We start from the raw sequence: 15,146 nt of genomic DNA on the forward strand, positions 1-15,146 counted from the left end.
GTATTCATGGCTCGCGTTCGTTTTCATCGTCGAACGATGCTGCGTGGCATCGGTGCCAGCGTTATCGGTTTGCCGCTGTTGGAGGAGATGCTGCTGTCGAGCGCCGTGGCGGCTCCGGCCAAGGCCGTGGCCAGCCAGCAGGTGCCGGTGCGAGCCTTCAACGTGTTCTTCGGCCTAGGCATTCCGGCGCCGCTACAGAGCGAAGGTTTTGATGGCGTGTTGGAACCGCTGAAGCCGCTGCGGGACAAGCTGCTGTTTTTGCAGAACGTCGACCAGGTTCGCTGCGACGAATCGGGGATCAACGCGCACTTTGATGGGGCCAGCGGAGCGTTCACCGCCGAACCGCCCAGTGGCGAAGCCAAAGCCGGCGGGCCGTCGATCGACCAGGTGGTCCGGCACGCGCACTACCCCCAGGGCCTCCCCGCCGGAATGGTTTCGACCCTCGTCGGTGGTACCTTCTTTCGCCGCAGCCGCGTCAGCCGCTACGTGCATTCCTACAACGCCGACGGGACGGTCGCCGCGACCATGCAGGAGAAGCCGCGAGATCTGTTCGACCGGGTGTTCGGCCAAGTGGCCGTGGAAGGGGCCGGCGGCGACGCCCGCGAACAACGCCTGCGGCGCAGCGTCCTGGACGCGGTGGTCGACCAGTACCGTTTCTACACCGGCGGCCGCTCGCCACTGGGACAAGCCTCGCGGTCGCGGGTGGCCGACCACCTGGACCGCATCCGCGAATTCGAACAGCGGGCCTTCGAGATGCCCCACGTTCTCGAGGATGCTCCGCCCCTGCCGCCGCAGAGCACGGTCGCCCACGGTGGCATCGCCGACCCCGGCGGTGAAGGCATCGACATCACCCTGGAGCAACTGGTCACCGAATGGCGGTTGATGGCCGACCTGTACGCTCTGGCCATCCAGATGGATCGCGTGCGTTTCGGATCCCTGACCTTCCTGGCCGCGGGAGAACGCATCCGTCTGACCGGCGACTACCGCTACGACGATCGCTTGGTCTACCGGTTCGACGACGCCGCCCAGTTGAACGCCTCGGGCAGCGCGGGCTGCAGCCACGAGTGGTGGCATAAGTTCAACCCCAAGAAGAAGAACGAAGCTCTCCGCGCCCACGCCCACATGAAGATGCGCGAGGTCGCGTACTTCCTCCGGCGGCTGGACGAAACGATCGAAGCCAACGGCAAATCGATTCTGGAAAACTCGCTGATCACGATTTCCACCGAATCCGGCGACGGCCGCCACAACGACGTCAAACGAGAGCTTTCCGGTGTGTTCCACGCCGTGAGCGGTGCCGGCGGACGGCTGAAAACCGGCCGGACGCTGGACGTCAAAGCCGAAGGGATCGACGTGTACAACACGATGTTGGCGGCCCTGGACGTGCCCACGCGGCTGGGCCAGAAACCTCGAGACCACCAAATGGTCGACGCCATTCGAGCGTAGAGGGTCGCGGACCCCGTTCGCATCCATTGTCGTAGCTGAACTCGCCAGAGTTTGGACGGGGCGGAGGTTTGCGCTTGCGCACCGGCGCGCCCGGGCGGCTGAAGCCTGGACTCCAGCGCTGGAGTCTAGCCTTTAGGCGATTTGCGGCCGGCACACCGGGCGGCTGAAGCCTGGACTCCAGCGCCCCCAAAGTCTGGCGACGTCGGCTACTCCGCTACCGGCACCAGCGTCGCTCCGCGGCCTAGCAAGCCGTGGTGGGCCGTGGAGCTGTGGTCCAGCACGAACGGTCCGATGCTGCGGTTCAGGTGCAACAGCAAACGCGTATCCGACTGCGGCGCAAGTCGCCGGGCCGGTTCGAAGTCGCCGGAATAGACCGCCGCGGCCGACAGACGCACCTCGTCGATCGCTCCGGCAAAGCTCCGCGTCGGCTGGCCACCGCCGTCGGGATCGGCACCGACGTACAGCGGCAGGTCGTTGGTCCGGCGTTTGCCTTTGGCCGGCGTCGTCGCCACCTGTTTGCCATCGACGTAGAACGCCACCTGCTGGCCGTCGAATACGCCCGCCAAATGCGTCCAGCGATCCTTGACCAGCGGCGCGCCGGCGGCCGCCGAAACGTACGAACCGCCCACGTGAATATCAAACTTGGGTACCCCTTCGTTCATAAAGATCGCGAACTCCGACTGCTGCGTCTTAGCGACGATGGCTCGATTGCCGGTCAAATCGCTCGGCCGTACCCAGGCCTCCAGCGTCAGCGGACCGGTGGGGATCTTCAAGCCTTTCGAAGGCACACGAACGGCCGAGGCGTCTCCGTCGACTCGCAGACACTGATTCACCTCGGCGGAAAAATAATCTGCCGGGACGCCAGCCAATTGCAGGCCCAGCGGGGTTTCGGTTTCGGGCAACCGGATCCGCGCCGATTGACCGACGTATTCCAGGTCGACCCGCACGCGCGGCAGGGACACATCGCGGCTGTCGATCGCTTGCCGCCGCACCTGCACCGGCACCGTGATCGCTTGGCCCGGTTCGATTTCAAAGTGGTAGTGATCCAGCGATGAGGACCAATTGCGACCGGCCGCCAGCGACAACGTGCCCTCGACGCGACGCTCGCAGGGATTGTGAAGCTGCAGGATCGTCTGGCCGCTGACCGAACCATCCAGATTCAACATCAGATCGTTGGCCGTCTCGGTGGGCACGATCGAGCGAGCTTTGGCGATCTGTTCACGAAACTCGGGGGTGAACTCCTTGGGGTCGATCACGGCACCGATGGGCAGGGCCGACACGCTGTAACTGTCCGGACGCACGGTGACCAGATTCAAATGATGCAGGTAGCCCGCGTCGGGAATCTCGGCCGAAAGGTGCCCCCCGGTGGTCGCCAGGGTGTAGTAGGCGATCCCGTCCTTGGCGCCGTCGAAGCGCATCCGGTGGATGTGTCCGGCAAACACGGCACTGACATTGCCGGCGGCTTTCAATTTTTCATGCACCACATCCCAGTTGCCACCGGCATAGCCGCGACCGATCCAGCGGGGATGATGCAGGAACACGAACACGTGTTGTTGGTCGGCCAATTGCTCGAGAGCCTGCTGCAGGAACTCCAGCTGTTCGTCGCTCATCGTTTGCAGCTTGCCGCTGTTGAATCCTTTCTGGTTGGTCGCCGGGTCGCCTTCGTCGCTGTACAGGACGATGAAGCCGGCGTTCTTGTGCCGAAACGAGTACCACAGCGGCCCGAAGTGCTTTTCGTAATTGCTCTCGTGCTGGCCTTCGGGAGCCGGTCCCGGGCCGCGCCAATACACGTCGTGGTTTCCGGCTACGGGGAACCAACGCATGTTCAAACCGTTCATGACCGCTTTGTAAGCTTTCATTTGCGGCAGCCATTCTTCGCTGGTGTTGTAGCCCTGAATCAAGTCGCCCACGGTCATCACCAGATCGGGATCCAGCAGGTTCGTATCGCGAACGGCTTGCTCCAGAACGCGCAAGCCTTCGGGAGGGCCGCCGGTGCGGTCGCCGTAGACGACGAAATGAAAGACGTCTTCCTGCTTGGCCAACGGCAGAACGCGCGCCTGCACGCGGGTAGTAAAGGGCGCCTCGCCCGGCGGGTGAGGATGATCGTGACCGTGGTCGTGATCGTGGTCGGCGGAAGCGTTGTCAGCGGCGGTAGGCGGATGGGCGGTGGCCACCGAACCAACACCCAGCAGACAGAGCGGGACCAGAAAAACGGCTAGATATCGCATGCAGAACCAACGCAGGAGGGTGGGAGGGAGGGAGGGCGGAGAAATCGTCGCCTTCAAGTTTATACCGACGGCTCGCCGGATGTTTAAGTGCTGGCCTACAATCAACGAGCTTTAAACCGCGGAACTTCATCCGCCCTTCATCGTGGCTTTGTCCAGTGGCATGATCGAACTTCGCGACGTCAGTATCCGCTCAGGTAGTTTTCGGCTGGCCGACCTCCGGCTGAGGGTCGCCGGTGGCCAATACGTGGCCTTGATGGGCAAGAGCGGAGCGGGCAAGACGACGATTCTGGAAGCGATCTGCGGCCTGCGGCGCATCGAACGCGGCAGGATTTACGTGGACGAAACCGACGTTACGGATTGGCAGCCGGGCGACCGCCGGCTCGGTTACGTGCCGCAGGACCGAGCCTTGTTTCCGGCGATGACCGTTCGCGAACATCTGCACTTTGCCCTCCGGCTGCGCCGTGTCGACCGCCATCACCGCGAGGCTCGGACGGCCGAACTGGCGCGGTTGTTGGGCCTCGAGGAACTGCTGGACCGGACTCCGGGAGGGCTCAGCGGCGGCGAAGCTCAACGCGTGGCGCTCGGCCGGGCCCTCTCCTTCAAACCCCGCGTGTTGCTGATGGATGAACCGCTCAGCGGCCTGGACGAAACCGCCCGCCGGGACCTGCAAGCGGTGCTGGTCCAGTTAAAGCAAGAAACCGAAATCACCGTCATACACGTGACGCATCACGCCCCGGAAGCCCTCGCCCTGGCCGACCGGATCGTGCGACTGGAACAGGGACAGCTGGAAAAATAGAATACGGTCAACACTGCGGTGCAAAGTACAACGGCATGACGGGCCGCTCCAACACCGGCGCGATCGTGCTGTACGTGCTGGGTTCGACCCTGATCGGTCTGATCGCCGCCGTGGCTCTGGCCGTGATGCTGTTCACCCTGGGGTAGGTGCGAGTCCGGCGATGGCGCTGGAGTCTAGCCTTTAGGCGATTGCAGTCGGCACTTTTGGATGCAGTACCTCGGAGCGGCTAAAGCCTGGACTCCAGCGATCAAACGGTGGCGACTCTGTTACTTTCGGCGGAGCGAAAGGCGACACTACTACTTTCGGCGGAGCGAAAGGCGACTCTGTTACTTTCGGCGGAGCGAAAGGCGACTCTGCTACTTTCGGCGGAGCGAAAGGCGACACTAGGCCGGCGCGGGGCGGCCGTAATAGAAACCTTGGGCGAGGTCGAAGCCGATGTCGAGGCAGGCCTCCGCCTCCTCGGCCGTTTCAATCCCTTCGGCCAGGGCCAGGATGTCCAGGTCACGCACCATCCGCACCAACGTCTTGAGCATCTGATAACGATGCGGGTCGGCTTGATCGATCCCGCGGACCAGCGAGATGTCGAACTTGAGGCAGTCGGGTCGCGCTTCGATTAATTCCGACAGCCGCGCTTGCCCGGCACCGAAGTCGTCGTAGGCCAGTTGGATATTCAAATCCTGCAAGCGGCTGTGCAGGTGCTTTATCATCGCCGGTTCGGTCACGGCCGCTTCGTGGATCTCCAGCACCAGCGGCGTGTTGCCGGCCATCTCGCGGAGCTTGCCCAGCGACTCGACCAAACCCTCGCCGATCATTTCTTTGGGGTGTGTATTGACGAACAGGGTGGGTCTTTCGGGAAGGTCGCGTCCCACGCGCACCCCCTCCCAGCGCAGCAACCGGCTCAGTTCCACTTCCAGGCTCAGCTGTTCGGCCGCTTGAAACATCGCCCCGACCGATTCCAGTCCGAACACCCGTCCGCGTCCCAGGACTTCGAACCCGACCTGCTTATGGCTGCGGGGGTCGAGAATCAATTGAAAATGCGGCACGACCAATCGCTGACTCATCAGCCGATCGAACTGAACCAGCGCCAGCGCCTGGTCGCATACGTTCTCGGCGATCGTGCCGGAATTCAATCCCGTCGCGCTTTGGCGACGGACGCGAAACGGCGCTTCGGCAAAATGGACGAGATCCTCTTCACAAACCGGGGTCGGCCGATCGATGCGGGTTCCGTTGACGTACGTGCCGTTGGTGCTGTCCAAATCCTTGACGAACAATTCGCCATTCTCCACCCACAGCGACGCATGATGCCCGCTGACCGTTTGGAAGTGCAGCGACAGCGTCACGCCCGGTTTACGACCGACCACAAAGGGATTTTCGTCGACGGGAATATGACGAACATCCTCTTCGCTGCGGGTGGCACCAGAGAGAAACCACACGTCTTGACTGGCCACGGTGCTACAGCGGATCGAGTCGGTGGCTGATGGGGAGGAAGACCAGGTCATGATTGGGGATCAACATAGCCGTTAAGCAAAAGGACCAAAGGATCTCGCCAGAACACGGATCACCCAAATCTAGGACACCGATAGCAAGTGTGGGGGGCAGGCTCCGCCAAAAGCGTCGCTTTTTTGCCCTCACGCCACCTTTTTCTTCGGACCTTCCCCCCCGAGACGATGGGCGGCGTGAACTGTGAGCTAGGGTTCAACGGAGTTTTTCCAGAAAGCGAGGATCTTATGGTGCGGCACGCAAGGTGTCGCACGGTCACCTTCGAAAAACCACAATCGGAACTGTCCAGTTATGTCTGCCGCGCTGCGAGACACCCATACGATCGAATCCGGCCTCCTGCATGGCCTGCTGTCCGACGACACGTTCTGGCCGGTAACGCCTCGGGACCTGAGCGAAACGGGATTGAGCGAATCGTTTATCGAGGCGCTGATCCTGAAAACCGTGTTGACCATCGGGACGCTGAGCGGTCGTACGATCAGCGAACGCACGGGGCTGCCGTTTCGCGTGATCGAACCGCTGCTGGAACGACTGCGGACCCGCAAACTGGTCACGCACGTGCGTCCGGCCCCCTTCAACGACTACTACTATTCGCTGACCGAAAACGGGCAACGCGCCGCTCAGGTCCATATGCAGCAGTGCTCCTACACCGGACCGGCACCGGTGCCGCTGGCCGATTACGTGCTCAGCGTCGAAGCGCAGGCCGCCGGCTTGGACCCGATCGATCGCGACCAACTGCAACATGCCCTGCAGCGCATTTCCTACCAGGACGAATTGCTGGATCAACTCGGCCCGGCCATCAACAGCAACTCCGGACTGTTTCTGTACGGACCACCGGGCAACGGCAAAACGACCATCGCCCGCTGCCTGACCCAGTGCCTGGGCCAGGAGATCTGGATCCCGCATGCGATCCTCGACGACGGCAACCTGATCAAACTGCAGGACGACGCCTTCCACCGCGAAGCTCCCGTGCCGGTCGACGAAGGCACCGTGCTGGCTCAGGAGTGGGACCGTCGCTGGCTCCGCATCCAACGTCCGACGGTGGTTGTCGGAGGCGAGTTGGTGATGGACAACCTGGAGGTGCGGCATGACAAACGCAGCAACGTCTGCGAAGCGCCGTTGCAGCTGAAAAGCAACTGTGGCTGTTTGTTGATCGACGACTTTGGCCGCCAGCGAATCCAGCCCGAGGAGCTGTTGAACCGCTGGATCGTGCCACTGGAAAGCCGTCACGATTTCCTGACGTTGCCCACCGGCAAGAAGATTCAAACGCCGTTCGAACAATTAATTATTTTCTCGACAAACCTGAATCCCGATCAATTGGTCGACGAGGCGTTCCTGCGCCGCGTTCCCTACAAGATTTTTGTGGACGATCCGTCGGAAGAAGAATTTCGCGGTATCACCAAAGCCGTAGCTGAGTCGTTTGGATTCTCCCACGGCAGTCAAGCGGCCGAACATCTCCTCGCCCGCTACCGCCAGGAAGGTCGTCCGCTGCGGCGCTGCCACCCGCGGGATCTGCTGACGCAGGTCAACAATTTCTGCAAGTACCGCAAGCTGTCGCCACAGTTGCGTCCCGAATTTCTCGACAAAGCCTGCCTGAGTTACTTCAGCGAACTGTAGGGTTTCTCTTCCATGACCACCCCCAATCGGCCACCGCTTAGTTCGCCGTCGCTGCCGTCGGCGGACGCCCCCGCTTCGCCTTTGCTACCCCCGCCGCGCGACGCCGACCGCAATTCGCCGGCCGCCCTGCCCCGCGTCGCTGCCGCCCCGCCCACGCAGCCCAAGGCCGGACGCGTGAGAACGCCCGAAGCCTCTGGCCAGGGCATCCATACGTTGTGCGCCGGTTACGAACCGATCGCCGGCTATGTGCTGCAGGAGCCCATCGGCAAAGGAGGGTTCGGCGAAGTCTGGAGCGCGATTGCGCCGGGCGGGTTTCTGAAAGCCATCAAGTTCGTCTTCGGCGCCCGCGATGAAAAGCGTGCCGGCCGAGAACTACGCTCGCTGGAGCATATGACGGGCGTCAATCATCCGTTTCTGCTGACCCTGGAACGGTACGAGTTCGTCGAGGATCGCTTGGTCATCGTGTCGGAGCTGGCCGATGGTTCGCTGGAGGACGTCTACAACCGGCAGATCGAACGCGGTTCCTGCGGCATTCCCCGGGCCGCCCTGCTGTCGTATCTGCGGGACACCGCCGATGCGCTGGATTACCTGCACGAAAAATTCCAGCTGCAACACCTGGATATCAAACCCGGCAACCTGCTGTTGGTGGGAGGCCACGTCAAAGTCGCCGACTTCGGCTTATTGAAGGATCTCCGCGACGAAGCTTGTTCGATGATCGGCGGGCTGACGCCGGTCTATGCACCGCCAGAAGTTTTCGATGGGCGGCCCAGTCGGCACAGCGACCAGTATTCGTTGGCCGTGATGTACCAGGAACTGCTGACCGGCAAACGCCCCTTCAGCGGACGCACGATCGCGCAGCTCGCGACCCAGCACATCCACAGCACGCCCGATCTGGATTCCCTGCCGCCCTGCGACCGACCGATCCTCGCGCGCGCTCTGGAGAAAGACCCCCAGCGACGTTACGCCGGCTGCCGCGAACTGGTCGAAGCCCTGGCCAGCGCCCGCGGCAAGGATGTTCGTGTACGCCCCTCCGGCCGTCCCCAACCGATCGGAAGCGATACGCAAACCGGGATGTTCGAACCCGCCGGCGGACCGGCCAGCGCCCCGGTGGAGCACCTGCCGGGACTGTCCACCTCGGTCGTCAACGATACGTGTAGGGCGGGCGCGCTGGTGGTCGCCGTCGGTGGGCTGGGGGCCGACGTCTTGCTGGAGTTGCATCAGCGTATCCGCGGTTGCGAACGCGAACCGGCCGAGCGGATCGATTCGATCCTGATCGACACCGACCAAGAGAAACTGCACCTGCTGCGTTCGCTGGAAGGACCCGATGGTCGTTCGCCGTGCCGCACCGTCTATGCACCCCTGCGCTCGCCCGCACAGTATCGCCAGGCCGGCACGGATCACCTTCGCAGTATCAGCCGTCGCTGGATCTACAACGTTCCGCGCAGCCGCAGCACCGAGGGCATGCGTCCCCTGGGCCGCCTGGCGATGGTCGATCATGGGCAAGCCATCCGAACCGCCCTGGCCGAAGCCATCGCTCAGACGGCGGCCGATTCGCCGGAACCGCCCACGGTGTACCTGACCGGATCACTGACCGGCGGCACCGGCAGCGGCATGTTGCTGGACATCGCCTACCTGCTGAGACACCTGCTGGATCAGTCCGGTTTGGAACAAAGCGAAGTGATTCCGTTGATGGCCGGCAGTACGACCGGACCGCCTTCCCGCAACGCCTTGGGCAACGCCGATGCCGCAGCAGCGCTGAACGAATTGGCCTTCTACCTGCGCCCCGAAAACGGCTATCCCGGTGACCAGGGGGCCGGTTGGCCCAGCGTTCCGGCGGCCCGCTCGCCGCTGCGAACCAGCTACGTTTTGGCGGGCGACGAACGCACCGACGGCAACGACTGGGCCGCAGCGACGATCGCCGAATACATCTGGTACAGCAGCCAGGGCATGCGAAACCTGTTGGCCGCCGCCCGCCACGAAAACCCGGAAAACTCCGAACCGGCCGAGCCGGCAAAACCGGCAAAACCGGCAAAACCCGCGACAATCGGCATCACACAACCGGCCATCCGCTCGCTGGGCATCGTGAAACTTTCGCCTCACGCCGGCCCGGACGACGCCGCACTCCGCCCGCTGGTGGTCACGGACCTGCTCCGCATGTGGACCGGCCGGATCCACGAAGCTCGGGCGTTGGTTCCTTCGATCCTGGAACGCCTGGTACCCACGTGCGGCTTCCTGACCGACTCCTTCGAACAACAGCAGTGGCAGCAGTGGCCGATCGACGCGGCCGCCCGTCGCGTGGCGCTGTTAAAGCTGCTGGCCCGGTGGCCGATCACAACGCTTTTAAGCGATGAAAAGTTACAGCTTCAACTGGCGCCGCATCTGGAAGAGTTGCGAGGCGGCCGTGCGCATCGCCAACAGGCCGACGCTCGCCTGATCGCTCTGCGTCAGGAGCTGGCCGTTCGCCTGCGAGATCGCCGCATCGATCTGTGCACCGCCGCCGAAACCGTCCAGCGTCTGGCCCAGCGGATGCGGGCCGAAGCCGAGAATGTTCGCATCGTCGCGCCGCGGCCAGCCCCGCCGGCGGGCTTGCCCGAAGGCGAACCGCAAAGCACCGCGGAAATGGAAGTCCTGATGGAATACGCGGCCCGCCGGATGGACGCGATGCTGCACAAGGCCGCCCAACAAGGCATGGCGAACCGGATGGCCCTGGTGGCCGAAGGACTGAGCGAGTTTGCTCAGCAACTGGCCGCCCAGATGGAAACGCTCGAACAAGCGGCCCAGCGGCTGGGCTCGCCCGGGGGAGACGATCCGCTGACGCCATGCCCCTTGACTCCACGAACCGACGAGAAACGAGAACGGTTGCAGGCGGACGTCGACCAACTGCACGATACGCTCGCGGCAAACCTGCTGTGCTTGCCCCTGCTGGAAGTACAGCAAGCGCCGGATGCGCAGTCATTGCTGCGAACCGTCCAGAAGGCCAGCCGTCAGCACCGCGCCGCCGAGCCAGACGCGAGTCCACACGCCAGCGAATCCGTATCGGCCCAGAAAGACGAACCACTGGCCGCCGCCCTGCAGACCGCCCGGCCAGCGCTGTTGGACCTGGGAGGCAAACAGCGATTACTGTTGGTCGTCGGTTCGCAAGAGCAACAACGCGAGCTCAAACCGCGGCTGGAACGGATCAGCGGTGGCCCCGTGACAAGTGTCGTGCTTCCTGGTACACAACCGGCTCTGATTCATGAAGCCCAGGACATTCCCCTGCCGGACATGTTAAAGCGGCTCGGCGCTTCACTGGGCGGCAATCAAAAGATCGCCGCTCGTCTGCAAAGCCGCGTCGATGTGGACTGGCCCAACCAGCTGTAACGGGCGTCACCATGCCTGCTCCCACCGTTAGTGCCCCGCCGGTCGAACTGCGCGGTCATCGACTGCGGCGCGTGGCCGGATCGCCGCCGCGAGCCTTGCTCCGCGACGTCGACCTGAGGTTGGGTGCCGGCCAGAGAGTGGCTCTATCGGGGCCCAGCGGAGCCGGCAAATCGGTGCTGCTTCGCGTGCTGGCCTGCCTCGACCCGCTCGACGGTGGCCGCCTGACGTGGAACGGCCAACCGCTCGATGCGTCCGCGATCCCGGCCTACCGCGCGGCGGTGATCCTGTTGCTACAGCACCCGGTTATGGATTCCGGCACGGTTGAGGATCAATTGCGGCTGCCCTACGCGTGGCGACACCACCGGGCGGCGGGCCATCGTTTCTCACGCTCGCGAGCCCTGGAACACCTTCGCGTCTGCGGCCGTGGGAAAACCTTTCTGGATCAACCCGCTCGGCGGCTCAGCGGTGGCGAAAGGCAGCTGGTGGCACTGCTGCGGGCGCTGTTGCTGGAGCCTTGGGTGTTGTTGCTGGACGAACCCACTTCGGCCATGGACCGGGAGATGACCGAAGTGGCTCAGCGCTGGATCGCCGAGTGGCTTGCCGACCGCCCCGAGCGCAGTACCATCTGGGTGACCCACGACCGGGCCCAGCAACAGCGGATCGCCACCGTCCACTGGCGGCTGCAAGCCGGAAAGATCATCTAGCAGGACGCGAATGCAAACCGAATACATCTCGTTGGCGTGGTGGCAGGTCGCCGTGGCGGCCGCTTTGATCCTGATCAACGGCGCGATCTCGCTGGTCCTGCAACTGAGACTGGGAAAACGCTTGCTGGTCGCGTCGCTGCGGATGACCGTCCAGTTGCTGCTGATCGGCTATCTGCTGAACACGATCTTTGCGATCGATTCCTGGCCCGCTGTCGCCGCGCTGATCCTGATCATGACCGTGATCGCCGGCCGCGCAGCCGCCAGCCGCACTCACATCGGTTTCCCAGGCAAACAAGGGGCGGCAATCGTTTCGGTCGCCTTCAGCGGATGGTTCGTGACCGTCCTCGCCCTGCAGCTGGTGATCACGCCGGAGCCCTGGTGGCATCCGCAGTATGCGATTCCCCTGCTGGGCATGATCCTGGGCAACGCCCTGACCGGGATCTCGCTGGGAATGGAACGGTTCGTCGTCGGCACCCAACAGCGGCGTAGCGAAATCGAGGGCCGTCTGGTCTTGGGCGCCAGCCGGTTCGAAGCCGTCGCCCCCATTACGGGCGACGCGATCCGAACCGGGATGATTCCGATTCTGAACACGATGACCGTCGCCGGCATCGTCAGCCTGCCCGGAATGATGACCGGACAATTGCTGGCCGGCGCGGAGCCGCTGGACGCGGTCCGGTATCAAATCGTGATCATGTTCCTGATCGCCGCCGCCGTGGCCATGGGCACCGTCGGCGCGGTCCTGCTGAGTCTGCGGCGGGTGACGACCCGCGAGCACCAACTGCTGTGGCTGGAACAGGACGGATAAGTGTCGCCAGTGTCGCCAGTGTCGCCTTTCGCTCCGCGAAAGTCACTGCGGCCGGCGCCAGTGTCGCCTTTCGCTCCGCGAAAGTTGCTGCGGCCGGCGCCAGTGTCGCCTTTCGCGCCGCGAAAGTTGTTGCAGTCGGCGCCAGTGTCGCCTTTCGCTCCGCGAAAGTTGCTGCGGCCGGCGCCAGTGTCGCCTTTCGCTCCGCGAAAGTTGCTGTAGGCATCGCGGGCGACTTTCGACGGAGCGAAAGGCAACTCACAGGCTGGCAGCCTAAGCCACTGGTCTAACGCAGGTTGGCCAGCAGGAAGGCCCACATGTCGGCGTACTGCTCGATGAACTTGCTGACCGGCGTACCGGCACCGTGGCCGGCTCGGGTCTCGATTCGGATCAGCGCCGGTTGCTGACAGGACTGCGCGGCCTGCAGGGCGGCGGCGAACTTAAAGCTGTGCCCCGGCACCACGCGGTCGTCGCGATCGGCGGTCGTCACCAGCGTGGCGGGATAACACGTGCCGGGCCGAAGGTTGTGCAGCGGCGAATACTTCAGCAACGTCTGGAATTGCTCGGGGTCGTCGCTGCTGCCGAACTCGGTCACCCAAGCCCAACCGATCGTGAACTTATGGAAGCGCAGCATGTCCATCACGCCCACCGCCGGCAGGCATGCACCGAACAGGTCCGGTCGCTGGGTCATCACGGCACCGACCAATAATCCGCCGTTGCTGCGACCGTAGATCCCCAGACTCTCCGAGCGGGTAACTTTCTCGGCGATCAAGTACTCGGCGGCCGCAATAAAATCGTCAAAGACGTTCTGTTTCTTTTCCTGCATCCCGGCTTCATGCCACTGCCGGCCAAATTCTCCACCGCCCCGCAGCGTCGCCACCACGTACACACCGCCGGCGTCCAACCAACCCGCGACCGCCGGCGAAAACTGGGGCGTGATCGAAATATTAAAACCGCCGTAGGCGTACAACAACGTCTTGTTCGTGCCGTCGCGGCGGAGGCCTTTGCGAGCGGTGATCAACACCGGCACGCGCGTGCCATCGGCGCTCGTTGCAAAACCCTGCGTGGTCTCGTACTGGTCGCTGGGAAAGTCGACTTCGGGTTTGCGCCACAGCTCGATCGAATCGTCTTGCAAATCAAAACGATAGATCGAAGGCGGGGTGACGTAATTGGTAAAGGTAAAGAACGTTTGTTTCGCATCGCGACGGCCGCCGAAACCGCCCACCGTTCCCAGGCCGGGCAGCGGCACGGGTTTGATCAGCGTGCCGTCGAGCGCGTGGATCTGCGCCACTCCGACCGCTCCGTCGAGCCCCACGGTGAAGAAACGCTTCCCCAACAGGTTCACCGATTCCAGCACGTGCTCCTGTTCGGGGATGACCTCCCGCCAATGCTCACGTTGGGGCTGCTGGGCATCGATCGCGATGACCCGCCGGCGTGGGGCCTCGTGATCGGTCAGAAAGTACAGGGTCGTGCCATCGCTGGCGATGAACGAGTACTCGGCATCAAACCCCTCGATCAACGGTTCGACAGCCGCCTCCTCGCGCGAGAGGTCTTTCAAGAAGATCTGGTTCTGCGGTTCGCTGCCCTTCCAGTTATTGATCACCAACCACCGGCCATCCTCGCTGACCTCCGGCTGGAATCCCCATTCCTTGTGGTCGGGCCGGCGGTAGACCATCACGTCTTCGTCTTGCGAAGTGCCGATTGCGTGGAAGTACAACGTCTGGTTGTAATTCGTACCGGTTAATTCCTCGCCTTCGGCCGGAGCCTCGTAGCGGCCGTAGAAGAACCCGCTGGCGTCTTCGTTCCAAGCCACCCCGCTGAACTTGACCCACTCGATCACGTCGGGCAGGTCTTCGCCGCTGGCGACATCGCGAACGCGGTAGGTCCGCCAATCGCTGCCGCCATCGGCCGTGGCGTAGGCAACCAGCCGCCCGTCATCGGTGGGACGCCAGGCGGCCAGCGCGACCGTGCCATCCTCACTCAACCGATTCGGGTTCAACAGCACCTGCCGATCCGCGTCCAAGGAATCCGCCTTGTACAGCACGCTCTGATCCTGCAACCCATCGTTGTGGGTATAGAAGAACGTGTCGCCGCGGTGCACCGGCATGCCAAAGCGTTCGTAGTTCCACAGCTGCTCCAGCCGTTGCTCCAGCCCAGCCCGCTGCGGCAATTGTTCCAGGTAGGAATTGGTCAGCCGGTTCTGAGCCTCGACCCAGCGCGCGGTCGCCTCGCTTTCGGTGTCTTCCAGCCAGCGATAGGGATCGGCCACGTCGGTACCGTGGTAGTCGTCCGTGACGTCTTGGCGGAGCGATTCGGGATAGTCAAACGTTTTCATGGAGGGCGTCGAAGCAGGGGGTTCGGAAGACGGTTCTTGGGCGGCCAGCGGTAGGGAGGCACCCAACACAAAGGCGACCGCCACCCGCCGGACCGTCACGCTGCGAATCACACGTTTAAAATGCACGCCAAACCTCTCTAAGGAAATCTCGTTATCAAAACTGGTCGAAGCCGTTCACCCGACCGGGACCATTGTCACCTTTCCCGCCGCCGACCGGTAGTGTCGCCTTTCGCTCCGCGAAAGTTATCGAGTGTCGCCTTTCGCTCCGCGAAAGTATTCGAGTGTCGCCTTTCGCTCCGCGAAAGTTATCGAGCGTCGCCTTTCGCTCCGCGAAAGTTATCGAGCGTCGCCTTTCGCTCCGCGA

General features: G+C 63.2%; 9 protein-coding genes. 6 read left to right on the forward strand and 3 right to left on the reverse strand.

Going from position 1 to position 15,146, the window contains the following annotated elements; genetic code table 11:
- Nucleotides 1-6: 6 nt before the first annotated feature.
- Nucleotides 7-1,443, forward strand: coding sequence for a DUF1552 domain-containing protein (locus GE027_RS16365; protein ID WP_153558293.1), 1,437 nt, complete (start codon nt 7-9; stop codon nt 1,441-1,443).
- Between the two features lie 206 nt (nt 1,444-1,649).
- Here the strand turns inward: GE027_RS16365 and GE027_RS16370 are convergent, their stop codons facing one another.
- Nucleotides 1,650-3,671 carry a LamG-like jellyroll fold domain-containing protein gene (locus GE027_RS16370; protein ID WP_153558294.1) on the reverse strand — a complete coding sequence of 674 codons (2,022 nt, stop codon included), beginning with the start codon at nt 3,669-3,671 and terminating at the stop codon, nt 1,650-1,652.
- A gap of 142 nt (nt 3,672-3,813) precedes the next feature.
- Between GE027_RS16370 and GE027_RS16375 the strand changes: the two genes are divergently transcribed.
- Nucleotides 3,814-4,467 carry an ABC transporter ATP-binding protein gene (locus GE027_RS16375; protein ID WP_237607587.1) on the forward strand — a complete coding sequence of 218 codons (654 nt, stop codon included), beginning with the start codon at nt 3,814-3,816 and terminating at the stop codon, nt 4,465-4,467.
- Between the two features lie 383 nt (nt 4,468-4,850).
- Here the strand turns inward: GE027_RS16375 and GE027_RS16380 are convergent, their stop codons facing one another.
- Nucleotides 4,851-5,966: an EAL domain-containing protein gene (locus GE027_RS16380; protein ID WP_153558295.1), complete on the reverse strand. Its 1,116-nt coding sequence runs from the start codon at nt 5,964-5,966 to the stop codon at nt 4,851-4,853.
- Nucleotides 5,967-6,258: 292 nt separating this feature from the next.
- On the opposite strand from GE027_RS16380, the gene GE027_RS16385 reads away from it, so the two are divergent.
- Genes GE027_RS16385 through GE027_RS16400 form a run of 4 tightly spaced genes read left to right on the forward strand, consistent with a single transcriptional unit; the run spans nt 6,259 to nt 12,450 of the window.
- A complete protein-coding gene (locus GE027_RS16385; RefSeq protein WP_153558296.1) occupies nt 6,259-7,581 on the forward strand; it encodes an AAA family ATPase in 1,323 nt (440 codons plus the stop codon).
- A gap of 12 nt (nt 7,582-7,593) precedes the next feature.
- Entirely contained in the window at nt 7,594-10,941 is a 3,348-nt protein-coding gene (locus GE027_RS16390) for a protein kinase domain-containing protein (protein WP_153558297.1), read from the forward strand.
- 11 nt (nt 10,942-10,952) lie between these two features.
- Nucleotides 10,953-11,645, forward strand: a complete 693-nt coding sequence (locus GE027_RS16395) for an ABC transporter ATP-binding protein (protein WP_153558298.1) — start codon at nt 10,953-10,955, stop codon at nt 11,643-11,645.
- Between the two features lie 10 nt (nt 11,646-11,655).
- Nucleotides 11,656-12,450, forward strand: a complete 795-nt coding sequence (locus GE027_RS16400; RefSeq protein ID WP_153558299.1) for an ABC transporter permease — start codon at nt 11,656-11,658, stop codon at nt 12,448-12,450.
- Nucleotides 12,451-12,733: 283 nt separating this feature from the next.
- On the opposite strand, the gene GE027_RS16405 is transcribed toward GE027_RS16400, so the two are convergent.
- Entirely contained in the window at nt 12,734-14,782 is a 2,049-nt protein-coding gene (locus tag GE027_RS16405; RefSeq protein WP_153558315.1) for a prolyl oligopeptidase family serine peptidase, read from the reverse strand.
- Nucleotides 14,783-15,146 lie beyond the last annotated feature (364 nt).

It is taken from the genome of Roseimaritima sediminicola (assembly GCF_009618275.1).
Classification (GTDB): Bacteria; Planctomycetota; Planctomycetia; order Pirellulales; family Pirellulaceae; genus Roseimaritima; species Roseimaritima sediminicola.

Bases quoted from the DNA above. Each gene is read 5' to 3' on its own strand.
- GE027_RS16395 (WP_153558298.1), top strand. From the start codon at position 10,953: ATGCCTGCTCCCACCGTTAGTGCCCCGCCGGTCGAACTGCGCGGTCAT.
- GE027_RS16400 (WP_153558299.1), top strand. From the start codon at position 11,656: ATGCAAACCGAATACATCTCGTTGGCGTGGTGGCAGGTCGCCGTGGCG.
- GE027_RS16365 (WP_153558293.1), top strand. From the start codon at position 7: ATGGCTCGCGTTCGTTTTCATCGTCGAACGATGCTGCGTGGCATCGGT.
- GE027_RS16370 (WP_153558294.1), bottom strand. From the start codon at position 3,671: ATGCGATATCTAGCCGTTTTTCTGGTCCCGCTCTGTCTGCTGGGTGTT.
- GE027_RS16385 (WP_153558296.1), top strand. From the start codon at position 6,259: ATGTCTGCCGCGCTGCGAGACACCCATACGATCGAATCCGGCCTCCTG.
- GE027_RS16390 (WP_153558297.1), top strand. From the start codon at position 7,594: ATGACCACCCCCAATCGGCCACCGCTTAGTTCGCCGTCGCTGCCGTCG.
- GE027_RS16380 (WP_153558295.1), bottom strand. From the start codon at position 5,966: ATGACCTGGTCTTCCTCCCCATCAGCCACCGACTCGATCCGCTGTAGC.
- GE027_RS16405 (WP_153558315.1), bottom strand. From the start codon at position 14,782: ATGAAAACGTTTGACTATCCCGAATCGCTCCGCCAAGACGTCACGGAC.